The organism is Streptomyces sp. NPDC001544 (assembly GCF_042894285.1).
Taxonomy (GTDB): domain Bacteria; phylum Actinomycetota; class Actinomycetes; order Streptomycetales; family Streptomycetaceae; genus Streptomyces.
In genome coordinates this window covers 937211-951823 of sequence record NZ_JBIAVN010000001.1, presented here as the reverse complement: position 1 = coordinate 951823, position 14613 = coordinate 937211, and the positions used below count along the sequence as shown (strand labels likewise).

12 protein-coding genes are annotated in these 14613 nt (G+C 70.6%); 2 read left to right on the top strand and 10 right to left on the bottom strand.

Annotated features, from left to right (window positions below; genetic code table 11):
- Positions 1-8 precede the first annotated feature (8 nt).
- On the top strand, positions 9-1118 hold the full coding sequence (locus ACFY0F_RS04335; RefSeq protein ID WP_388788622.1) for a mechanosensitive ion channel family protein: 1110 nt from the start codon (positions 9-11) through the stop codon (positions 1116-1118).
- A 58-nt stretch (positions 1119-1176) separates the two neighbouring features.
- On the opposite strand, the gene ACFY0F_RS04330 is transcribed toward ACFY0F_RS04335, so the two are convergent.
- From ACFY0F_RS04330 to ACFY0F_RS04315, 4 genes are all read right to left on the bottom strand, one after another.
- Positions 1177-2763 carry a Na+/H+ antiporter gene (locus tag ACFY0F_RS04330; protein ID WP_388788619.1) on the bottom strand — a complete coding sequence of 529 codons (1587 nt, stop codon included), beginning with the start codon at positions 2761-2763 and terminating at the stop codon, positions 1177-1179.
- Positions 2764-2825: 62 nt separating this feature from the next.
- Positions 2826-3770, bottom strand: a complete 945-nt coding sequence (locus ACFY0F_RS04325; RefSeq protein WP_388788616.1) for an RluA family pseudouridine synthase — start codon at positions 3768-3770, stop codon at positions 2826-2828.
- 70 nt (positions 3771-3840) lie between these two features.
- The gene (lspA, locus tag ACFY0F_RS04320; protein ID WP_388788613.1) at positions 3841-4425 is read right to left on the bottom strand and encodes a signal peptidase II; all 585 of its coding nucleotides are present in this window, start codon (positions 4423-4425) and stop codon (positions 3841-3843) included.
- Between the two features lie 70 nt (positions 4426-4495).
- Positions 4496-5518, bottom strand: a complete 1023-nt coding sequence (locus ACFY0F_RS04315; protein ID WP_388788610.1) for a TraR/DksA C4-type zinc finger protein — start codon at positions 5516-5518, stop codon at positions 4496-4498.
- 610 nt (positions 5519-6128) lie between these two features.
- Here ACFY0F_RS04315 and ileS point away from each other — a divergent pair.
- The gene (gene ileS / locus ACFY0F_RS04310; protein ID WP_388788607.1) at positions 6129-9272 is read left to right on the top strand and encodes an isoleucine--tRNA ligase; all 3144 of its coding nucleotides are present in this window, start codon (positions 6129-6131) and stop codon (positions 9270-9272) included.
- A 170-nt stretch (positions 9273-9442) separates the two neighbouring features.
- On the opposite strand, the gene ACFY0F_RS04305 is transcribed toward ileS, so the two are convergent.
- The 6 genes from ACFY0F_RS04305 to ftsZ all read right to left on the bottom strand — a co-directional run bounded on the left by ACFY0F_RS04305 (position 9443) and on the right by ftsZ (position 14443).
- Complete coding sequence (locus tag ACFY0F_RS04305) at positions 9443-10612, bottom strand: DivIVA domain-containing protein (RefSeq protein WP_388788604.1); 1170 nt, start codon at positions 10610-10612, stop codon at positions 9443-9445.
- Between the two features lie 51 nt (positions 10613-10663).
- Complete coding sequence (locus ACFY0F_RS04300; RefSeq protein ID WP_388788601.1) at positions 10664-10954, bottom strand: YggT family protein; 291 nt, start codon at positions 10952-10954, stop codon at positions 10664-10666.
- A 50-nt stretch (positions 10955-11004) separates the two neighbouring features.
- Entirely contained in the window at positions 11005-11637 is a 633-nt protein-coding gene (locus ACFY0F_RS04295) for a cell division protein SepF (RefSeq protein WP_388788598.1), read from the bottom strand.
- A gap of 129 nt (positions 11638-11766) precedes the next feature.
- Positions 11767-12486, bottom strand: coding sequence for a YggS family pyridoxal phosphate-dependent enzyme (locus ACFY0F_RS04290; RefSeq protein ID WP_388788596.1), 720 nt, complete (start codon positions 12484-12486; stop codon positions 11767-11769).
- A 6-nt stretch (positions 12487-12492) separates the two neighbouring features.
- A complete protein-coding gene (gene pgeF, locus ACFY0F_RS04285; RefSeq protein WP_388788593.1) occupies positions 12493-13221 on the bottom strand; it encodes a peptidoglycan editing factor PgeF in 729 nt (242 codons plus the stop codon).
- Between the two features lie 10 nt (positions 13222-13231).
- Positions 13232-14443, bottom strand: a complete 1212-nt coding sequence (ftsZ, locus tag ACFY0F_RS04280; RefSeq protein ID WP_388788590.1) for a cell division protein FtsZ — start codon at positions 14441-14443, stop codon at positions 13232-13234.
- Between the last annotated feature and the right edge of the window lie 170 nt (positions 14444-14613).

Below are 14613 nucleotides of genomic sequence, written 5' to 3'. Positions count from 1 at the left end.
TCGGAGGCATGGAGAACGTACTCCGCCCCCTGATCGTGATCGGCAGCTCGCTGATCCTGACCCTGGCCATCGGCTGGGCCACGGACCGGCTGCTGCGCAAGGCCGACGAACGAGACAGTGACACCCCGCTGTGGGGACTGCTGCGCCGCGGGCGCATCCCCTATCAGCTCGTGCTGTGCGCAGCCCTGCTCAGAGGGTCGTACGACCAGGCGCAGCTGGTGCAGCGGCACCAGACCGCGATCGGCCGGGTCCTGACCCTGGTGCTGATCGGGTCCGCCGCCTGGCTGGTGATCCGGATCGCGGCGGCGATAGTCGAGACGTCCTACAGCAGGTACGCCCGCGCCCACCGCGACGTGGCCAGGGTGCGCCGGGTGCGCACCCAGGTCGAGCTGATCATGCGGGTGGTCTCGGCGATCGTCATCGTGGTGGCCGCCGCCTCGATGCTGCTGACCTTCCCGGCGATGCGCGCGGCCGGCGCCTCACTGCTGGCCTCCGCCGGCATCCTCGGCATCGTCGCCGGTGTCGCCGCGCAGTCCACGCTGAGCAACATGTTCGCCGGGCTGCAGATCGCCTTCGGCGACATGGTGCGGATCGGGGACACGGTGGTCGTGAACGGCGAGTGGGGCACGGTCGAGGAGATCACGCTGACCTTCCTGACGGTCAAGACCTGGGACGAGCGCCGGATCACCATGCCCGTGTCGTATTTCACATCGAACCCGTTCGAGAACTGGTCGCGCGGCACCCCGCAGATGACCGGCATCGTCTACTGGCAGCTCGACCACAGCGCCCCCGTCGAGGCGATGCGCGAGAAGCTGCGGGACATCCTGCGTGAGTGCCCGGCCTGGGACGGCCGCGCGCACGGCCTGGTGGTCACCGACTCGACGCCCAACACGATCCAGGTCCGCGCCCTGATGACCGCGAAGGACGCCGACGACATCTGGACGGCCCGGGTCACGGTCCGCGAGGAAATGATCAACTGGCTGTGCGAGGAGCACCCGTACGCCCTGCCCCGGGTCAACACGGCCGACGCGGTGCTGCCCGCCCACTGGCCACGCATCCCGTCCCAGGACGGCGTCCGCCACCGCGCCTACGAGCAACCGGGGACACGTCGGGGCTGACCGGCCTCACACCGTCCACCACGGCCCCCTGCCGGGCAACCCCGGCAGGGGGCCGTCGTCATCGCAGGCTGCGCACGTCCAGATGCCGCAGCACCCGGTCCACGATCTCCGGATCCGCCCCGGGCTCGCTCCGGGCGGCCAGCACCTCGTGCCGTGCGGCGCTCAGCATCTCCCCCTGGATGCGGCGCACCCGTTTCAGCCGGCGCACCCGCTTCTCGTGCGCCTCCCGCCGCTCGTCCTCCCCCACGTCCGGGCTGATCCGCAGCCCGATGTCGAACGCCCGCCGCGCCATCTGCTCGGACAGTTCCTCGGGCAGTTCCTCGACCGCCTCGATCTCCTTCAGCCGCCGCTTCGCCGCCTTCGCCGCCCGCACGGCCAGCTCCTTCTCGATCTCCTTCTCGCGCTCCGTGTCCGCCCGCACCCGCAGCCGCTTCACCAGCCACGGCAGGGTCAGCCCCTGCAGCACCAGCGTCGCCATGATCACCCCGAAGGCGATGAACACGATCTCGTCCCGGTCGGGGAACGGGGACCCGTCGTCGGTCGTCAGCGGCACCGCCAGCGCCAGCGCCACCGAGGCCACGCCCCGCATCCCGGACCACCACATCACGACGGTCTCCCGCCAGCCCACCGGGATCTCCTCCTCGGTGTCCCGCCTGGCGTGCAGCCGTTTGGTCAGCCAGGTCGCCGGCAGCAGCCACAGCAGGCGCACGACGACCACCACGCCCGCGATCGCGGCCGCCCAGCCGAGCAGTTCCCCCCAGCGGCCGGACGCCGTCCTGATCGCGTTGTGCAGCTCCAGGCCGATCAGCCCGAACGCCACCCCGGTGACAAGCGTGTCGACGATGTCCCAGAAAGTGTGCCCGGCCAGGCGCGTCATCACGTCGTCCGGGTCGGAGGCGTACTCGGCGAGGAAGAGCGCCGTGGTGAGCACCGCGAGCACCCCCGACCCGTGCAGTTCCTCCGCCAGCACGTAGGAGGCGTACGGGACCAGCAGGGTCAGCCCGATCTGCAGGGTGGCGTCCCCCAGGATGTCCATCAGCCGGTTCGCACCCCAGCCGAGCGCCAGCCCCACGGCGACCGCGACCACCGCGGACAGCACGAGGTCCAGTCCGGCCCGCCACGGCGAGAAGCTCCCGCTGATCACGGCGGCGATCGCCACGTGGTAGAGCACGATGGCGGTGACGTCGTTGAACAGCCCCTCGCCCTCCAGGATCGACACCAGCCGACGCGGCAGCCCGAGCTGGCCGGCGACGGCGGTCGCGGCGACCGGGTCGGGCGGGGCGACCAGCGCGCCGAGCGCGACGGCGGCGGCGATCGGCAGTCCCGGCACGATCGCCGAGGCGACGGCTGCCACGCACACCGTGGTGACGAACACCAGGGCGACGGCGAGCAGGAAGATCGGCCGGCGGTTGGCGGCGAACTGCCGCCAGGACGTCCGCCGTACCGCCGCGTACAGCAGCGGCGGCAGCAGCGCGGGCAGGATCAGGTCCGGCGGGATGTTCACGTTCGGCACGAAGTCCGACACCGCGAGGGCGATCCCGAGCAGCGTCATCAGCACCGGAGCCGGCAGGCCGAACCGGTCCCCCACCGGCACGCTCACCAGGGCCCCCAGCAACAGCACGAACAAGAGGGCCAACTGGTCCACGGCCAACGCTCCGGGAGATCGACGTCAGACGGCTGGTGTCAAGCGTGCCATGTCCCTGCCGGTCACCCGTAGGTCTCCTCACGGACCTGGTCGAGCGCGTGCTGCAGATCCTCCGGGTAGTCGCACGCGAACTCCACCCACCGGCCGTCCCCGGGGTGTTCGAAGCCGAGGCGTACGGCGTGCAGCCACTGGCGGGTCAGGCGGAGCCGTTTGGCGAGCGTGGGGTCGGCGCCGTAGGTCAGGTCGCCGACGCACGGGTGTCGGTGGGCGGCCATGTGGACGCGGATCTGGTGGGTGCGGCCGGTCTCCAGCTTCACATCGAGCAGAGAGGCGGCGCGGAAGGCCTCGATGAGGTCGTAGTGGGTCACGGAGGGCTTGCCGTCCGCGGTGACGGCCCACTTGTAGTCGTGCTGGGGATGACGGCCGATGGGGGCGTCGATGGTGCCGCTGGTCGGGTCGGGGTGGCCCTGGACGAGCGTGTGGTAGCGCTTGTCGACCGTGCGCTCCTTGAACTGGCGCTTGAGCGACGTGTACGCGTACTCGGACTTGGCGACCACCATCAGGCCGGACGTGCCCACGTCCAGGCGGTGCACGATGCCCTGGCGCTCCGCGGCGCCGGAGGTGGAGATGCGGTAGCCGGCGGCGGCGAGCCCGCCGATGACGGTCGGCCCGGTCCAGCCCGGCGACGGGTGCGCGGCCACGCCCACGGGCTTGACGATGACGACCACGTCGTCGTCGTCGTGCACGATCTCCATGCCCTCGACGGGCTCGGCGACCACCTGCACCGGCGCGGGCGCCTGCGGCATCTCGACCTCGAGCCAGGCGCCGCCGTGCACCCGCTCGGACTTGCCGACCACCGCACCGTCGACCTGGACCTTGCCCGCGGCGGCCAGTTCCGCCGCCTTGGTACGGGAGAAGCCGAACATGCGGGAGATGGCGGCGTCGACGCGCTCGCCCTCCAGGCCGTCGGGTACGGGCAGGGTGCGGATCTCGGGAAGCGTGCTCACCCGGTCGAGTATGCCGGACGGGTCGGACAGCCCCGTACGAGAGCCCCGAGGGCCGGACCGTCCCGGGAGGTCAGTCCTTGTGGACCGTGCCGTCCGGGTCCAGGCCGCGGAAGGACAGCAGCACGATCAGGATGCCGCCGCAGACGATCGCCGAGTCGGCCAGGTTGAACACCGCGAAGCCCTTGGGCGCGATGAAGTCGATCACCTCGCCCTGGAAGACGCCCGGCGCGCGGAAGATCCGGTCGGTGAGGTTGCCGAGGGCGCCGCCGAGCAGCAGGCCCAGCGCGATCGCCCAGGGCAGGCTGTAGAGCTTGCGGGCCAGGCGGATGATCACCACGATCACGGCGGCCGCGATGACCGTGAAGATGACCGTGTAGGCCTGGCCGAAGCTGAAGGCCGCGCCCGCGTTGCGGATGGCGGTGAACTCGAGCCAGTCGCCGACGACCTGGACCGACGGGTGGTGCTCCAGCTTCGCGACCACGATCAGCTTGCTGACCAGGTCGAGGGCGTACGCGAAGGCGGCCACCGAGAACAGCACCGCGATCCGGCGCCGGCCCCGAGACCGCTCGGCCGGGGCCGCCGCGGTCTCATCGTCCGCCGCTCCAGCAGCGTCCGGGGTGTCCGGCGTACCGATGATGTGCTCCGCCTCTGCCACGTGAGTCCCTCAACCTAGGTACCTGACTTCAGACGAGACTACGGCACCCCCCGGCGGGCGCCGGGAGCGGTCAGTACCGGCGTTCCTGCTTCTGCTTGCACTCCACGCACAGGGTCGCCCTCGGGAAGGCCTGCATACGGGCCTTGCCGATGGGGTTGCCGCAGTTCTCGCACAGACCGTACGTGCCCGCGTCGAGCCGTTCCAGGGCACGCTCGGTCTGGATGAGCATCTCACGCGCGTTGGCGGCCAGCGCCATCTCGTGCTCCCGCGTGATGTTCTTGGTGCCGGTGTCGGCCTGGTCGTCGCCGGCACCGTCCCCGGAGTCCCGCATGAGCCCCACCAGGGACTGCTCCGAGGCGGTGATCTCGGCGCTGAGCCGGGCCTCCTCGGACTGCAGCTCGGCGCGTGCCTCCTCGACCTCCTCCGAGGTCCAGGGGTCCTCACCGGGGCGTACCGCGAGCTCGCCGGGCTTCACCGCGGCGAGGCGTGCCTTGGGGACGGCCGTCTTCGCCGCCGTGGCCGTGCCAGAAGTCTTCTTCGCAACCACCGTCGTGGCTCCCGTCTGCTTCGCGGCCTGCGCCGCGCCCGCCTTCTTGGCCGAACTCTTCCCGGCCACCGCCTCCTCGGTGCCCGCGTCACTTCCGGCGGCCCGCGCGGCCGCCTCGCCCTCGCCGCCCACTGCTCCGGCGCGGCCGCTCCCGGCGCCGGTTCCCTTGCCGCGCCGTGCCTTGCCGGCGGTCCCCGTCACCGCCTTCTGTGCGACAGCCTTCCCCATCGCGGCCTTCCCGGACCCGGCGGCCGGCGTCTTCCTGGCCGCGGGCCTGCTGGTGGCGGTCTTCCCGGCAGAGGCCCCGGGAGGGGCGGCCGCCGCCTTCTCGCCTGCCGTCTTCCCGCCCGCCGCCTTCCCGCCCGTCGCCTTCTCGCCCGCCGTCTTCCTGGCCACGGTCTTCTTGGCCGGGGTCTTCGCGCGCACCGTCTCCGTGGCCGCGGTCCCGGCCTTGCGCACCGCGGTCTTCTGCGTACCGTCCGCCCCGCGCACGCTCTGCTCTGCGGCCCCTTCGGCGGAGCCCCTCGCGGTCTTCTTCGCCACCATGGCCGCGGCCCCTTCACATATTGTGATTTCGCTCGCGAATCGTGCTGGGACGATAAATCGACTCGAGTCCCGCGGCAACGGGGCACGCCGCCCGATCCGCCCGCCCCGCGACCCGCGCGCGACAAGCATGCATGCGTTGTGCCCAGCTCCCCGCCCGGTAATCCGCCGAGCCGGGCATCCTGGGATCCGAACACGCGTACCTCGCCATTCAGGTCACATTCGGGACAAACCATCCCTTCCCCATCGTGCTCCTCCCCGCACCCGAAATCGTTCCGCGGCTGTCGTCGCGGCGCCGTACACTGGGCGGAGCGAAAAGCGTGGATGGGGACGAGTAGCGGCGTACGCAGCCCAGAGCGACCCGGGGACGGTGGAAGCCCGGGGGCGAGCGCGACGTGAAGATCACCCCGGAGCCGCCGGAAGAAAGCCGCAGCACCATCGCGGCCAGTAGAACCGGCTTCGCGACCTCAATGAGGGGGCTCACCGGCGTGCACGGCGCACGGAGGGCCAAGGAGGGTGGTACCGCGGGAGCGCGCCGCACCCGGCGCACGTGACACATACGGCTCTCGTCCCTCCGACGGAAGGCAGCACATCCGTTGGAGGAAGCTCGCTGATGACAGCGCCGACGTACCGCCAGGTACCCGCCCAGGTCGACCTGCCCGCGCTCGAACACGCGGTGCTCGACTTCTGGCGCGAGCAGAAGATCTTCGCCAAGAGCCTGGAGCAGTCCGAAGGCCGCCCGGAGTGGGTGTTCTACGAGGGCCCGCCCACCGCGAACGGCATGCCCGGCGCCCACCACATCGAGGCCCGCGTCTTCAAGGACGTCTTCCCGCGCTTCCGCACCATGCGCGGCTACCACGTGGCCCGCAAGGCCGGCTGGGACTGCCACGGCCTCCCGGTGGAGCTGGCGGTCGAGAAGGAGCTCGGCTTCTCCGGCAAGCAGGACATCGAGGCGTACGGCATCGCCGCGTTCAACGCCAAGTGCCGCGAGTCGGTGACCCGGCACACCGACGCCTTCGAAGCGCTCACGACCCGCATGGGCTACTGGGTCGACCTCGACGACGCCTACTGGACCATGAACCCGGAGTACGTCGAGTCGGTCTGGTGGTCGCTGAAGGAGATCTTCAACAAGGGCCTGCTGGTCCAGGACCACCGCGTCGCCCCCTGGTGCCCCCGCTGCGGCACCGGCCTGTCCGACCACGAGCTCGCGCAGGGCTACGAGACGGTCGTCGATCCCTCCGTGTACGTCCGCTTCCCGCTCACCTCCGGCCCGCTGGCCGGCGAGGCCGCGCTCCTGGTGTGGACGACCACTCCGTGGACGCTGGTCTCCAACACCGCGGTCGCCGCGCACCCGGAGGTCCGTTACGTCGTCGTGACCGACGGCGCGGAGAAGCTCGTCGTCGCCGAGCCGCTCGTCGGCAAGGCGCTCGGCGAGGGCTGGGAGGCCACCGGCCAGACCTTCACCGGCGCCGAGATGGAGCGCTGGACGTACCGGCGCCCGTTCGAGCTGGTGGAGTTCCCGGAGCCCGCCCACTACGTGGTGAACGCCGAGTACGTCACCACCGAGGACGGCACGGGCCTCGTCCACCAGTCCCCCGCCTTCGGTGAGGACGACCTCAAGGTCTGCCGCGCGTACGGCCTGCCGGTCGTGAACCCCGTCCGCCCGGACGGCACGTTCGAGGAGGACGTACCGCTGGTGGGCGGCGTCTTCTTCAAGAAGGCGGACGAAAAGCTCACCGAGGACCTCCAGGCGCGCGGTCTGCTCTTCAAGCACCTCGCGTACGAGCACAGCTACCCGCACTGCTGGCGCTGCCACACCGCGCTGCTGTACTACGCGCAGCCCTCCTGGTACATCCGCACCACGGCGGTCAAGGACCGCCTGATCCAGGAGAACGAGAAGACCAACTGGCACCCGGAGACGGTCAAGCACGGCCGCTTCGGCGACTGGCTGAACAACAACATCGACTGGGCGCTCTCCCGCAACCGCTACTGGGGCACCCCCCTGCCGATCTGGCGCTGCGAGGAGAACCACCTCACCTGCGTCGGCTCCCGCGCGGAGCTCACCGAGCTGACCGGCACCGACCAGTCGGCGCTGGACCCGCACCGCCCGTTCATCGACGAGGTCACCTTCGCCTGCCCGCACGAGGGCTGCGGGACGACGGCCACGCGCGTGCCGGAGGTCATCGACGCCTGGTACGACTCCGGCTCGATGCCGTTCGCCCAGTGGGGCTACCCCTACAAGAACAAGGAGCTGTTCGAGAGCCGGTACCCGGCCCAGTTCATCTCCGAGGCCATCGACCAGACCCGCGGGTGGTTCTACACCCTCATGGCCGTCGGCACCCTGGTCTTCGACAGGTCGTCGTACGAGAACGTCGTCTGCCTGGGCCACATCCTCGCCGAGGACGGCCGCAAGATGTCCAAGCACCTGGGCAACACCCTGCAGCCGATCCCGCTCATGGACCAGCACGGCGCCGACGCGGTGCGCTGGTTCATGGCCGCCGGCGGCTCCCCCTGGGCGGCCCGCCGGGTGGGCCACGGCACCATCCAGGAGGTCGTCCGCAAGACCCTCCTGACGTACTGGAACACGGTCGCCTTCCAGGCCCTGTACGCCCGTACGTCCGGCTGGGCCCCCAGCGCGGCCGACCCGGCCCCGGCCGACCGCCCGCTGCTGGACCGCTGGCTGCTGTCCGAGCTGCACGCGCTGACCGACCAGGTCACCCAGTCCCTGGAAGCCTACGACACGCAGCGCGCCGGCAAGCTGCTGTCGGCCTTCGTCGACGACCTGTCCAACTGGTACGTCCGCCGTTCCCGGCGCCGCTTCTGGCAGGGCGACAAGGCGGCGCTGCGCACCCTGCACGAGGTCGTGGAGACGGTCACCAAGCTGATGGCCCCGCTAACCCCGTTCATCACCGAGCGGGTCTGGCAGGACCTGGTCGTGCCGGTCACCCCCGGCGCCCCGGAGTCCGTCCACCTGGCCTCCTGGCCCGAGGCGGACCTGTCGGCGATCGACCCGGAGCTGTCGAGGCAGATGGTCCTGGTCCGCCGCCTGGTGGAGCTGGGCCGCGCCACGCGCGCGGAGTCGGGCGTGAAGACGCGCCAGCCGCTGAAGCGTGCGCTGGTGGCCGCGGCGGGCTTCGACACCCTCGACACCGAACTGCACGCGCAGATCACCGAGGAGCTGAACGTCGAGGCGCTGGCGTCGCTGAGCGAGGTCGGCGGCTCGCTGGTCGACACGACGGCGAAGGCCAACTTCCGGGCGCTGGGCAAGCGGTTCGGAAAGCGCGTCCAGGACGTGGCGAAGGCGATCGCCGCGGCCGACGCCGCCGCGCTGTCCCTGGCGCTGCGCGAGGGCACGGCGTCGGTGGAGGTCGAGGGTGAGACGGTCGGCCTCGCCCCCGACGAGGTGATCATCACCGAGACCCCGCGCGAGGGCTGGTCGGTGGCGTCCGACTCCGGTGCCACGGTCGCCCTCGACCTGGAGATCACCGAGGAACTGCGGCAGGCGGGCCTGGCCCGTGACGCCATCCGGCTGATCCAGGAGGCCCGCAAGAACAGTGGCCTGGACGTGGCCGACCGCATCGCGCTGCGCTGGACGTCCACGGACCCGGCGGTCATCGCGGCGCTCACCGAGCACGCCGGACTCATCGCCGAGGAGGTCCTCGCGACCGACTTCGCCCAGGGGGAGGCGGACGACAGCTACGGCGAACCCTTCACCGACGAAGGCCTGAGCCTGACGTTCCGCCTGCGCAAGGCCTAGGCCCTGCCGACGGACATACCGAAGGCCCGGTCCCCGGTGGGGCCGGGCCTTCGGTATGAAGAACCCATCGGCGTCAACACGCGTAAAAAGGGCGGGACCCCGGACCGTAGTCCGGGGTCCCGCCCTGAACGCTGCCGACGCCTACGGCGTACTACTGACCGTGCCGGCCGTCAGTTGTCGTCCTCATCGATCAGGAACCCGCGCATCGGCGAGGGAGCCTGGCCCATCGGCGACGGCCCCTGCGGACGGACCGGCGCCATCGGCTGGGTCATCGCCGGGGTCATCTGCTGCTGGCCGCCGTAGGACGGGGCAGCGGGGCTCGGCGCACCGCCCATGGGCTGGTTGCCGCCGTAGGACGGGGCGCTCGCGCCGGCCGGTGCCATGGAGGGCGCCGGGGACGGCGGGAGGGAGGCCGTGGCCGGGGTGCGCGGCGGCGCCAGGGAGTCGTCGGCCTGGGTCTCCAGCTGACGCAGCTGGGACTCGAGGTACGACTTCAGGCGCGTGCGGTACTCGCGCTCGAAGCCACGCAGGTCCTCGACCTTGCGCTCCAGCGTGGCGCGCGCGGACTCCAGGGAGCCCATGGCGACGCGGTGCTTCTCCTGCGCGTCCCGCTCGAGCGCGTCGGCCTTGGCGCGGGCGTCACGCTCAAGACCCTCGGCACGGCTGCGGGCCTCGCCGACGATCTTGTTGGCCTCGGAGCGGGCCTCGGCGATCGCCTGGTCGGCGGTCTGCTGGGCCAGCGAGAGGACTCGGGCGGCGCTGTCGCCACCGGGGCCCTGACCGGGGCCGCCCATCGGACCGCCCATGGGGCCGCCCATCGGACCGCCCATCTGCTGCTGCATGGGGGGCTGACCACCCATCGGGCCCTGGCCCATCGGACCCTGGCCCATGGGGCCGGGACCCTGCGGACCGCCCTGACCGCCGGGGCCGGCGGGCAGCTGCGGGGCACCGCTCGGCAGCTGGGGCGGGCCACCCATGGGGCCACCCATCTGCTGCTGCGGCGGGCCCGATATCCCGGCGGGCACCGGAGCGCCGGGCCCTCGCATGCCCTGCTGCGGCATGCCGCCCTGCTGCATCCCGCCCTGGGGCATACCGCCCTGCTGCATTCCGCCCTGCTGCTGGTCCTGCTCCGGGGGCTTGCGCATGTTCTGCTGGTTCTGCGCAGCCGCGCGCGTGGCCGCGGCCAGCTTGGCCCGCAGGTCCTCGTTCTCGCGGAGCAGACGGGTCAGTTCGGCTTCGACCTCGTCGAGGAAGGCATCGACCTCGTCCTCGTCATAGCCTTCTCGGAGGCGGACGGTCGTGAACTGCTTGTTCCGCACGTCCTCGGGGGTCAACGGCATCTCTTCACCTCAACGTAGTCATCGGCAGTCGGCAAGACCTTTCGTCCACGTTCACCCCACCAGGTTTCCCACGATGTTGATGAGGACGTAGACGATGATCATCAGTACGAAGAAGGACAGGTCGAGCGCCACGCCCCCGAGACGCAGCGGCGGAATGAACCGCCGCAGAAGCTTCAACGGTGGATCGGTGACAGTGTAGGTGGCCTCCAGTACGACCACCATCGCCTTGCCGGGTTGCCACGAGCGGGCGAACTGGAAGACGTAGTCCATGACCAGCCGGAAGATGAGCACGATGAGGAACACCATCAGCGCGATGTAGATCACCTGCGCGAACACGCTCATGGTCTGTGCTTCCCTCTCCCCTGCTCCGTGCTTCGTTCCGTTGGTACTTCTCAGCTCTGGTTGAAGAACCCGCCCTCTGCGATGCGGGCCTTGTCCTCCGCCGTGACATCGACGTTAGCAGGAGACAACAGGAACACCTTCTGCGTCACCCGCTCGATGCTGCCGTGAAGACCAAACACCAAACCGGCCGCAAAGTCGACAAGTCGCTTCGCGTCTGTGTCATCCATCTCAGTCAGATTCATGATCACCGGGGTGCCCTCACGGAAGTGTTCCCCGATGGTACGGGCCTCGTTGTAGGTCCGGGGGTGAAGCGTGGTGATCCGGTAAGGCTCTCGCTCGGACACGACCTTGGGCATGATCACCGGTGCGTTCTTCTCCAGGGATTGACGTTCTTGTGTGATGGACGCCACGGGCGCGATCCGCGCCGGGCGGCTCGATTCCGCGGGGAGCGAAGCGGCATGGGAAACCGGGTCGCGCTGCGCGGGAGGCTGCACGACTCGTACCGATTCATCCCTTTGGGACTGATGCGACTGGTGTGACGGCTCATGCCGTCGGTGGTCCCGCTCCGGCTCCGGGTCCAGTTCGGGCTCGAAGTCGTCGTCGGGGTCGAAACCGCGGCCGTCGTACCCATCGTCCTCCACGAGGCCGAGGTAGACCGCCATCTTGCGCATCGCGCCGGCCATGCTCTGAGTCCTCCGCTCTGTGGTGGATCGGCTGACGACTGCCAAGTGCCTGCGATCCACGAGGTCGTTCTGCCCGCCTTCCGGCGACATTGACCATATTTTCTGCTGTGGTCCGACTTCTTGGCGACGTTACCCGAGCCTGGGGCGGACTCCGAGTACCGCGGTGCCGATGCGTACATGTGTCGCTCCGGCCGCCACGGCGTCCTCGAGGTCCGCACTCATCCCTGCGGACACCATGTTCGCAGCAGGATGGGCTCGGCGCAGGTCGGTCGACAAATCCATCAACCGCTCGAAAGCGGCCCGTTGGCGCCCGGCGTACTCCCCGGTGAGCGGCGCGACGGTCATGAGCCCGTCGAGCCGCAGTCCCGGGGCGCCGGCGACCAGGCCGGCCAACTCCTCGATGCCGCCGGGCGCCACGCCACCGCGTTCGCCCCGCCCGCCCTCTCCCGCGTCGAGCGCGACCTGGATCAGGCACCCCACCTCGCGCCCGGCCCGGACGGCCTCCCTCGACAGGGCCGTGACGAGCTTGGGACGGTCCACGGACTGAACGACATCGGCGTAACCCACCACGGAGCGCACCTTGTTGGTCTGCAACTGACCGACGAAGTGCCAGGAAAGGGGCAGATCCGAGCAGGCGGCGGCCTTGGGGGCCGCGTCCTGGTCGCGGTTCTCGGCGACGTGGCGCACACCGAGCCCGGACAGGAGCCGCACGTCGCTCGCCGGATAGGTCTTGGTGACCACGATCAGGGTCACCTCTTCCCGCTTGCGCCCGGCGGCCACGCAGGCCGCGGTGATGCGTTCCTCCACCTTCGCCAGGTTTCCGGCGAGTTCATCCTTACGGTCCGGCATGCCCCATCAGTCCAGCCACACATAGCCGGCGAGCCGCCCGGTGGCGCGGTCCCGGCGGTACGAGAAGTGGTCGCCCGATTCCAGCGTGCACACCGGCGACTGCTCCCGGTCGCACACCCCGAGGCGCTCGAGCTGCGCGTGCACTCCGGCGCTCACGTCGACCGCCGGCGTGCCCCAACTCGTCTCCGCGTGCGCCGCCGGCTCGATCGCGGCCACCTCGGCGCGCATCGCCTCCGGCACCTCGTAGCACCGGCCGCAGACCGCGGGTCCGGTGCGGGCGACGATCCGGCCCGGCTCGGCACCGAGTTCGACCATGGCGCGTACGGCGGCGGGAACCACCCCGGCGACCATGCCGGGCCGTCCGGCGTGGGCGGCGGCGGCGACCCGGGCGACCGGGTCGGCGAGCAGCACCGGTGTGCAGTCGGCGGTGAGCACCGCGAGGGCGAGTCCCGGCCGCGAGGTGACGATCGCGTCGACCTCCGGCACCGGGCCGTCGCCCCAGGGCTCCTCAACCACGGCCACGTCCGCCCCGTGCACCTGGTTCATCCAGACCACGTGCGCCGGGTCCAGACCGAAGGACTTCGCCGCCAGCTCGCGGTTGGTCCGTACGGCGTCGGGGTCGTCGCCGACCGCACCGCCGAGGTTGAGTTCCGCGTACGGAACGGCGCTCACCCCGCCCCACCGGTCGGTGAAGGCGAAGTGCGCGCCGCTCACGATCTCGTGCTGTCCTATCACGGCAGAAGCGTCACTTGAGGAAGTCCGGTACGTCCAGCTCCTCGGCGGCGCTGTCCGAGTACGTCCGCGGGGCCGGCGGGACCGGCGGGGCGGTCGGGATCTCGGCCACCGGCTCGGGAACGGCCGCGGGCTCCGGCTCCTCCTTGGGCGTGACGCTGCCGAGCGAACCGAAGGACGGGCGGCTCTCGGGCTGCCGCGCCGGGGCCGGCTCGTCCCGGCGGGCGGTGGACGACGACGACGTGGAGCCGATGACGTTGTCCCGGCGGGCCGGGGGCTGGCCCCCGTCGAAGCCGGCCGCGATCACCGTGACCCGGACCTCGTCGCCGAGCGCGTCGTCGATCACCGCGCCGAAGATGATGTTGGCCTCGGGGTGGGCCGCCTCGCTGACCAGCTGGGCGGCCTCGTTGATCTCGAACAGGCCGAGGTCGGAGCCGCCGGAGATGGAGAGCAGGACACCCCGGGCGCCGTCGATGGAGGCCTCCAGCAGCGGCGAGGAGATCGCCATCTCGGCGGCGGCCACCGCGCGGTCGTCGCCGCGGGCCGAGCCGATGCCCATGAGGGCCGAACCGGCCTCGGACATGACCGACTTGACGTCGGCGAAGTCGAGGTTGATCAGGCCGGGGGTGGTGATGAGGTCGGTGATGCCCTGTACACCGGACAGCAGCACCTGGTCCGCGGACTTGAACGCGTCGAGCACGCTGACCTGGCGGTCCGAGATGGACAGCAGCCGGTCGTTGGGGATGACGATGAGGGTGTCGACCTCTTCGCGGAGTTCGGCGATGCCGTCCTCGGCCTGGTTGGCGCGGCGCCGCCCCTCGAAGGTGAAGGGACGGGTGACCACACCGATGGTGAGGGCACCCAGGGAGCGCGCGATGTTGGCCACGACGGGCGCGCCGCCGGTACCGGTGCCGCCGCCTTCACCGGCCGTCACGAAGACCATGTCGGCCCCCTTGAGGACCTCCTCGATCTCCTCGCGGTGGTCCTCGGCGGCCTTGCGGCCGACGGCCGGGTTGGCTCCGGCGCCGAGTCCGCGGGTGAGTTCGCGGCCGACGTCGAGTTTGACGTCGGCGTCGCTCATCAACAGCGCCTGCGCGTCGGTGTTGATGGCGATGAACTCGACGCCCTTGAGACCGACCTCGATCATCCGGTTGATGGCATTGACACCACCGCCGCCGACACCGATGACTTTGATGACTGCGAGGTAGTTCTGCGGTGCTGCCACGTCGAAGGCCTCTCGCCTCGAGTTACGTGTCGCCGGGCCACCGAAGCGTGCGCTTCGCGATCCGACGACGGATGCCGAATGGGACGGTCCTGAACGCCGACCCGAACCCTAACCCTGAAGTTTAGGGTTACCAGTGTGTCTGTTCCTTGAAGTCTTCTGAACAGGACACT

Bases quoted from the DNA above. Each gene is read 5' to 3' on its own strand.
- ACFY0F_RS04300 (WP_388788601.1), bottom strand. From the start codon at position 10,954: ATGAGCGTGTTCGCGCAGGTGATCTACATCGCGCTGATGGTGTTCCTC.
- ACFY0F_RS04315 (WP_388788610.1), bottom strand. From the start codon at position 5,518: ATGGTGGCGAAGAAGACCGCGAGGGGCTCCGCCGAAGGGGCCGCAGAG.
- ACFY0F_RS04290 (WP_388788596.1), bottom strand. From the start codon at position 12,486: ATGCCGGACCGTAAGGATGAACTCGCCGGAAACCTGGCGAAGGTGGAG.
- ACFY0F_RS04335 (WP_388788622.1), top strand. From the start codon at position 9: ATGGAGAACGTACTCCGCCCCCTGATCGTGATCGGCAGCTCGCTGATC.
- ileS (WP_388788607.1), top strand. From the start codon at position 6,129: ATGACAGCGCCGACGTACCGCCAGGTACCCGCCCAGGTCGACCTGCCC.
- ACFY0F_RS04305 (WP_388788604.1), bottom strand. From the start codon at position 10,612: ATGCCGTTGACCCCCGAGGACGTGCGGAACAAGCAGTTCACGACCGTC.
- ACFY0F_RS04295 (WP_388788598.1), bottom strand. From the start codon at position 11,637: ATGGCCGGCGCGATGCGCAAGATGGCGGTCTACCTCGGCCTCGTGGAG.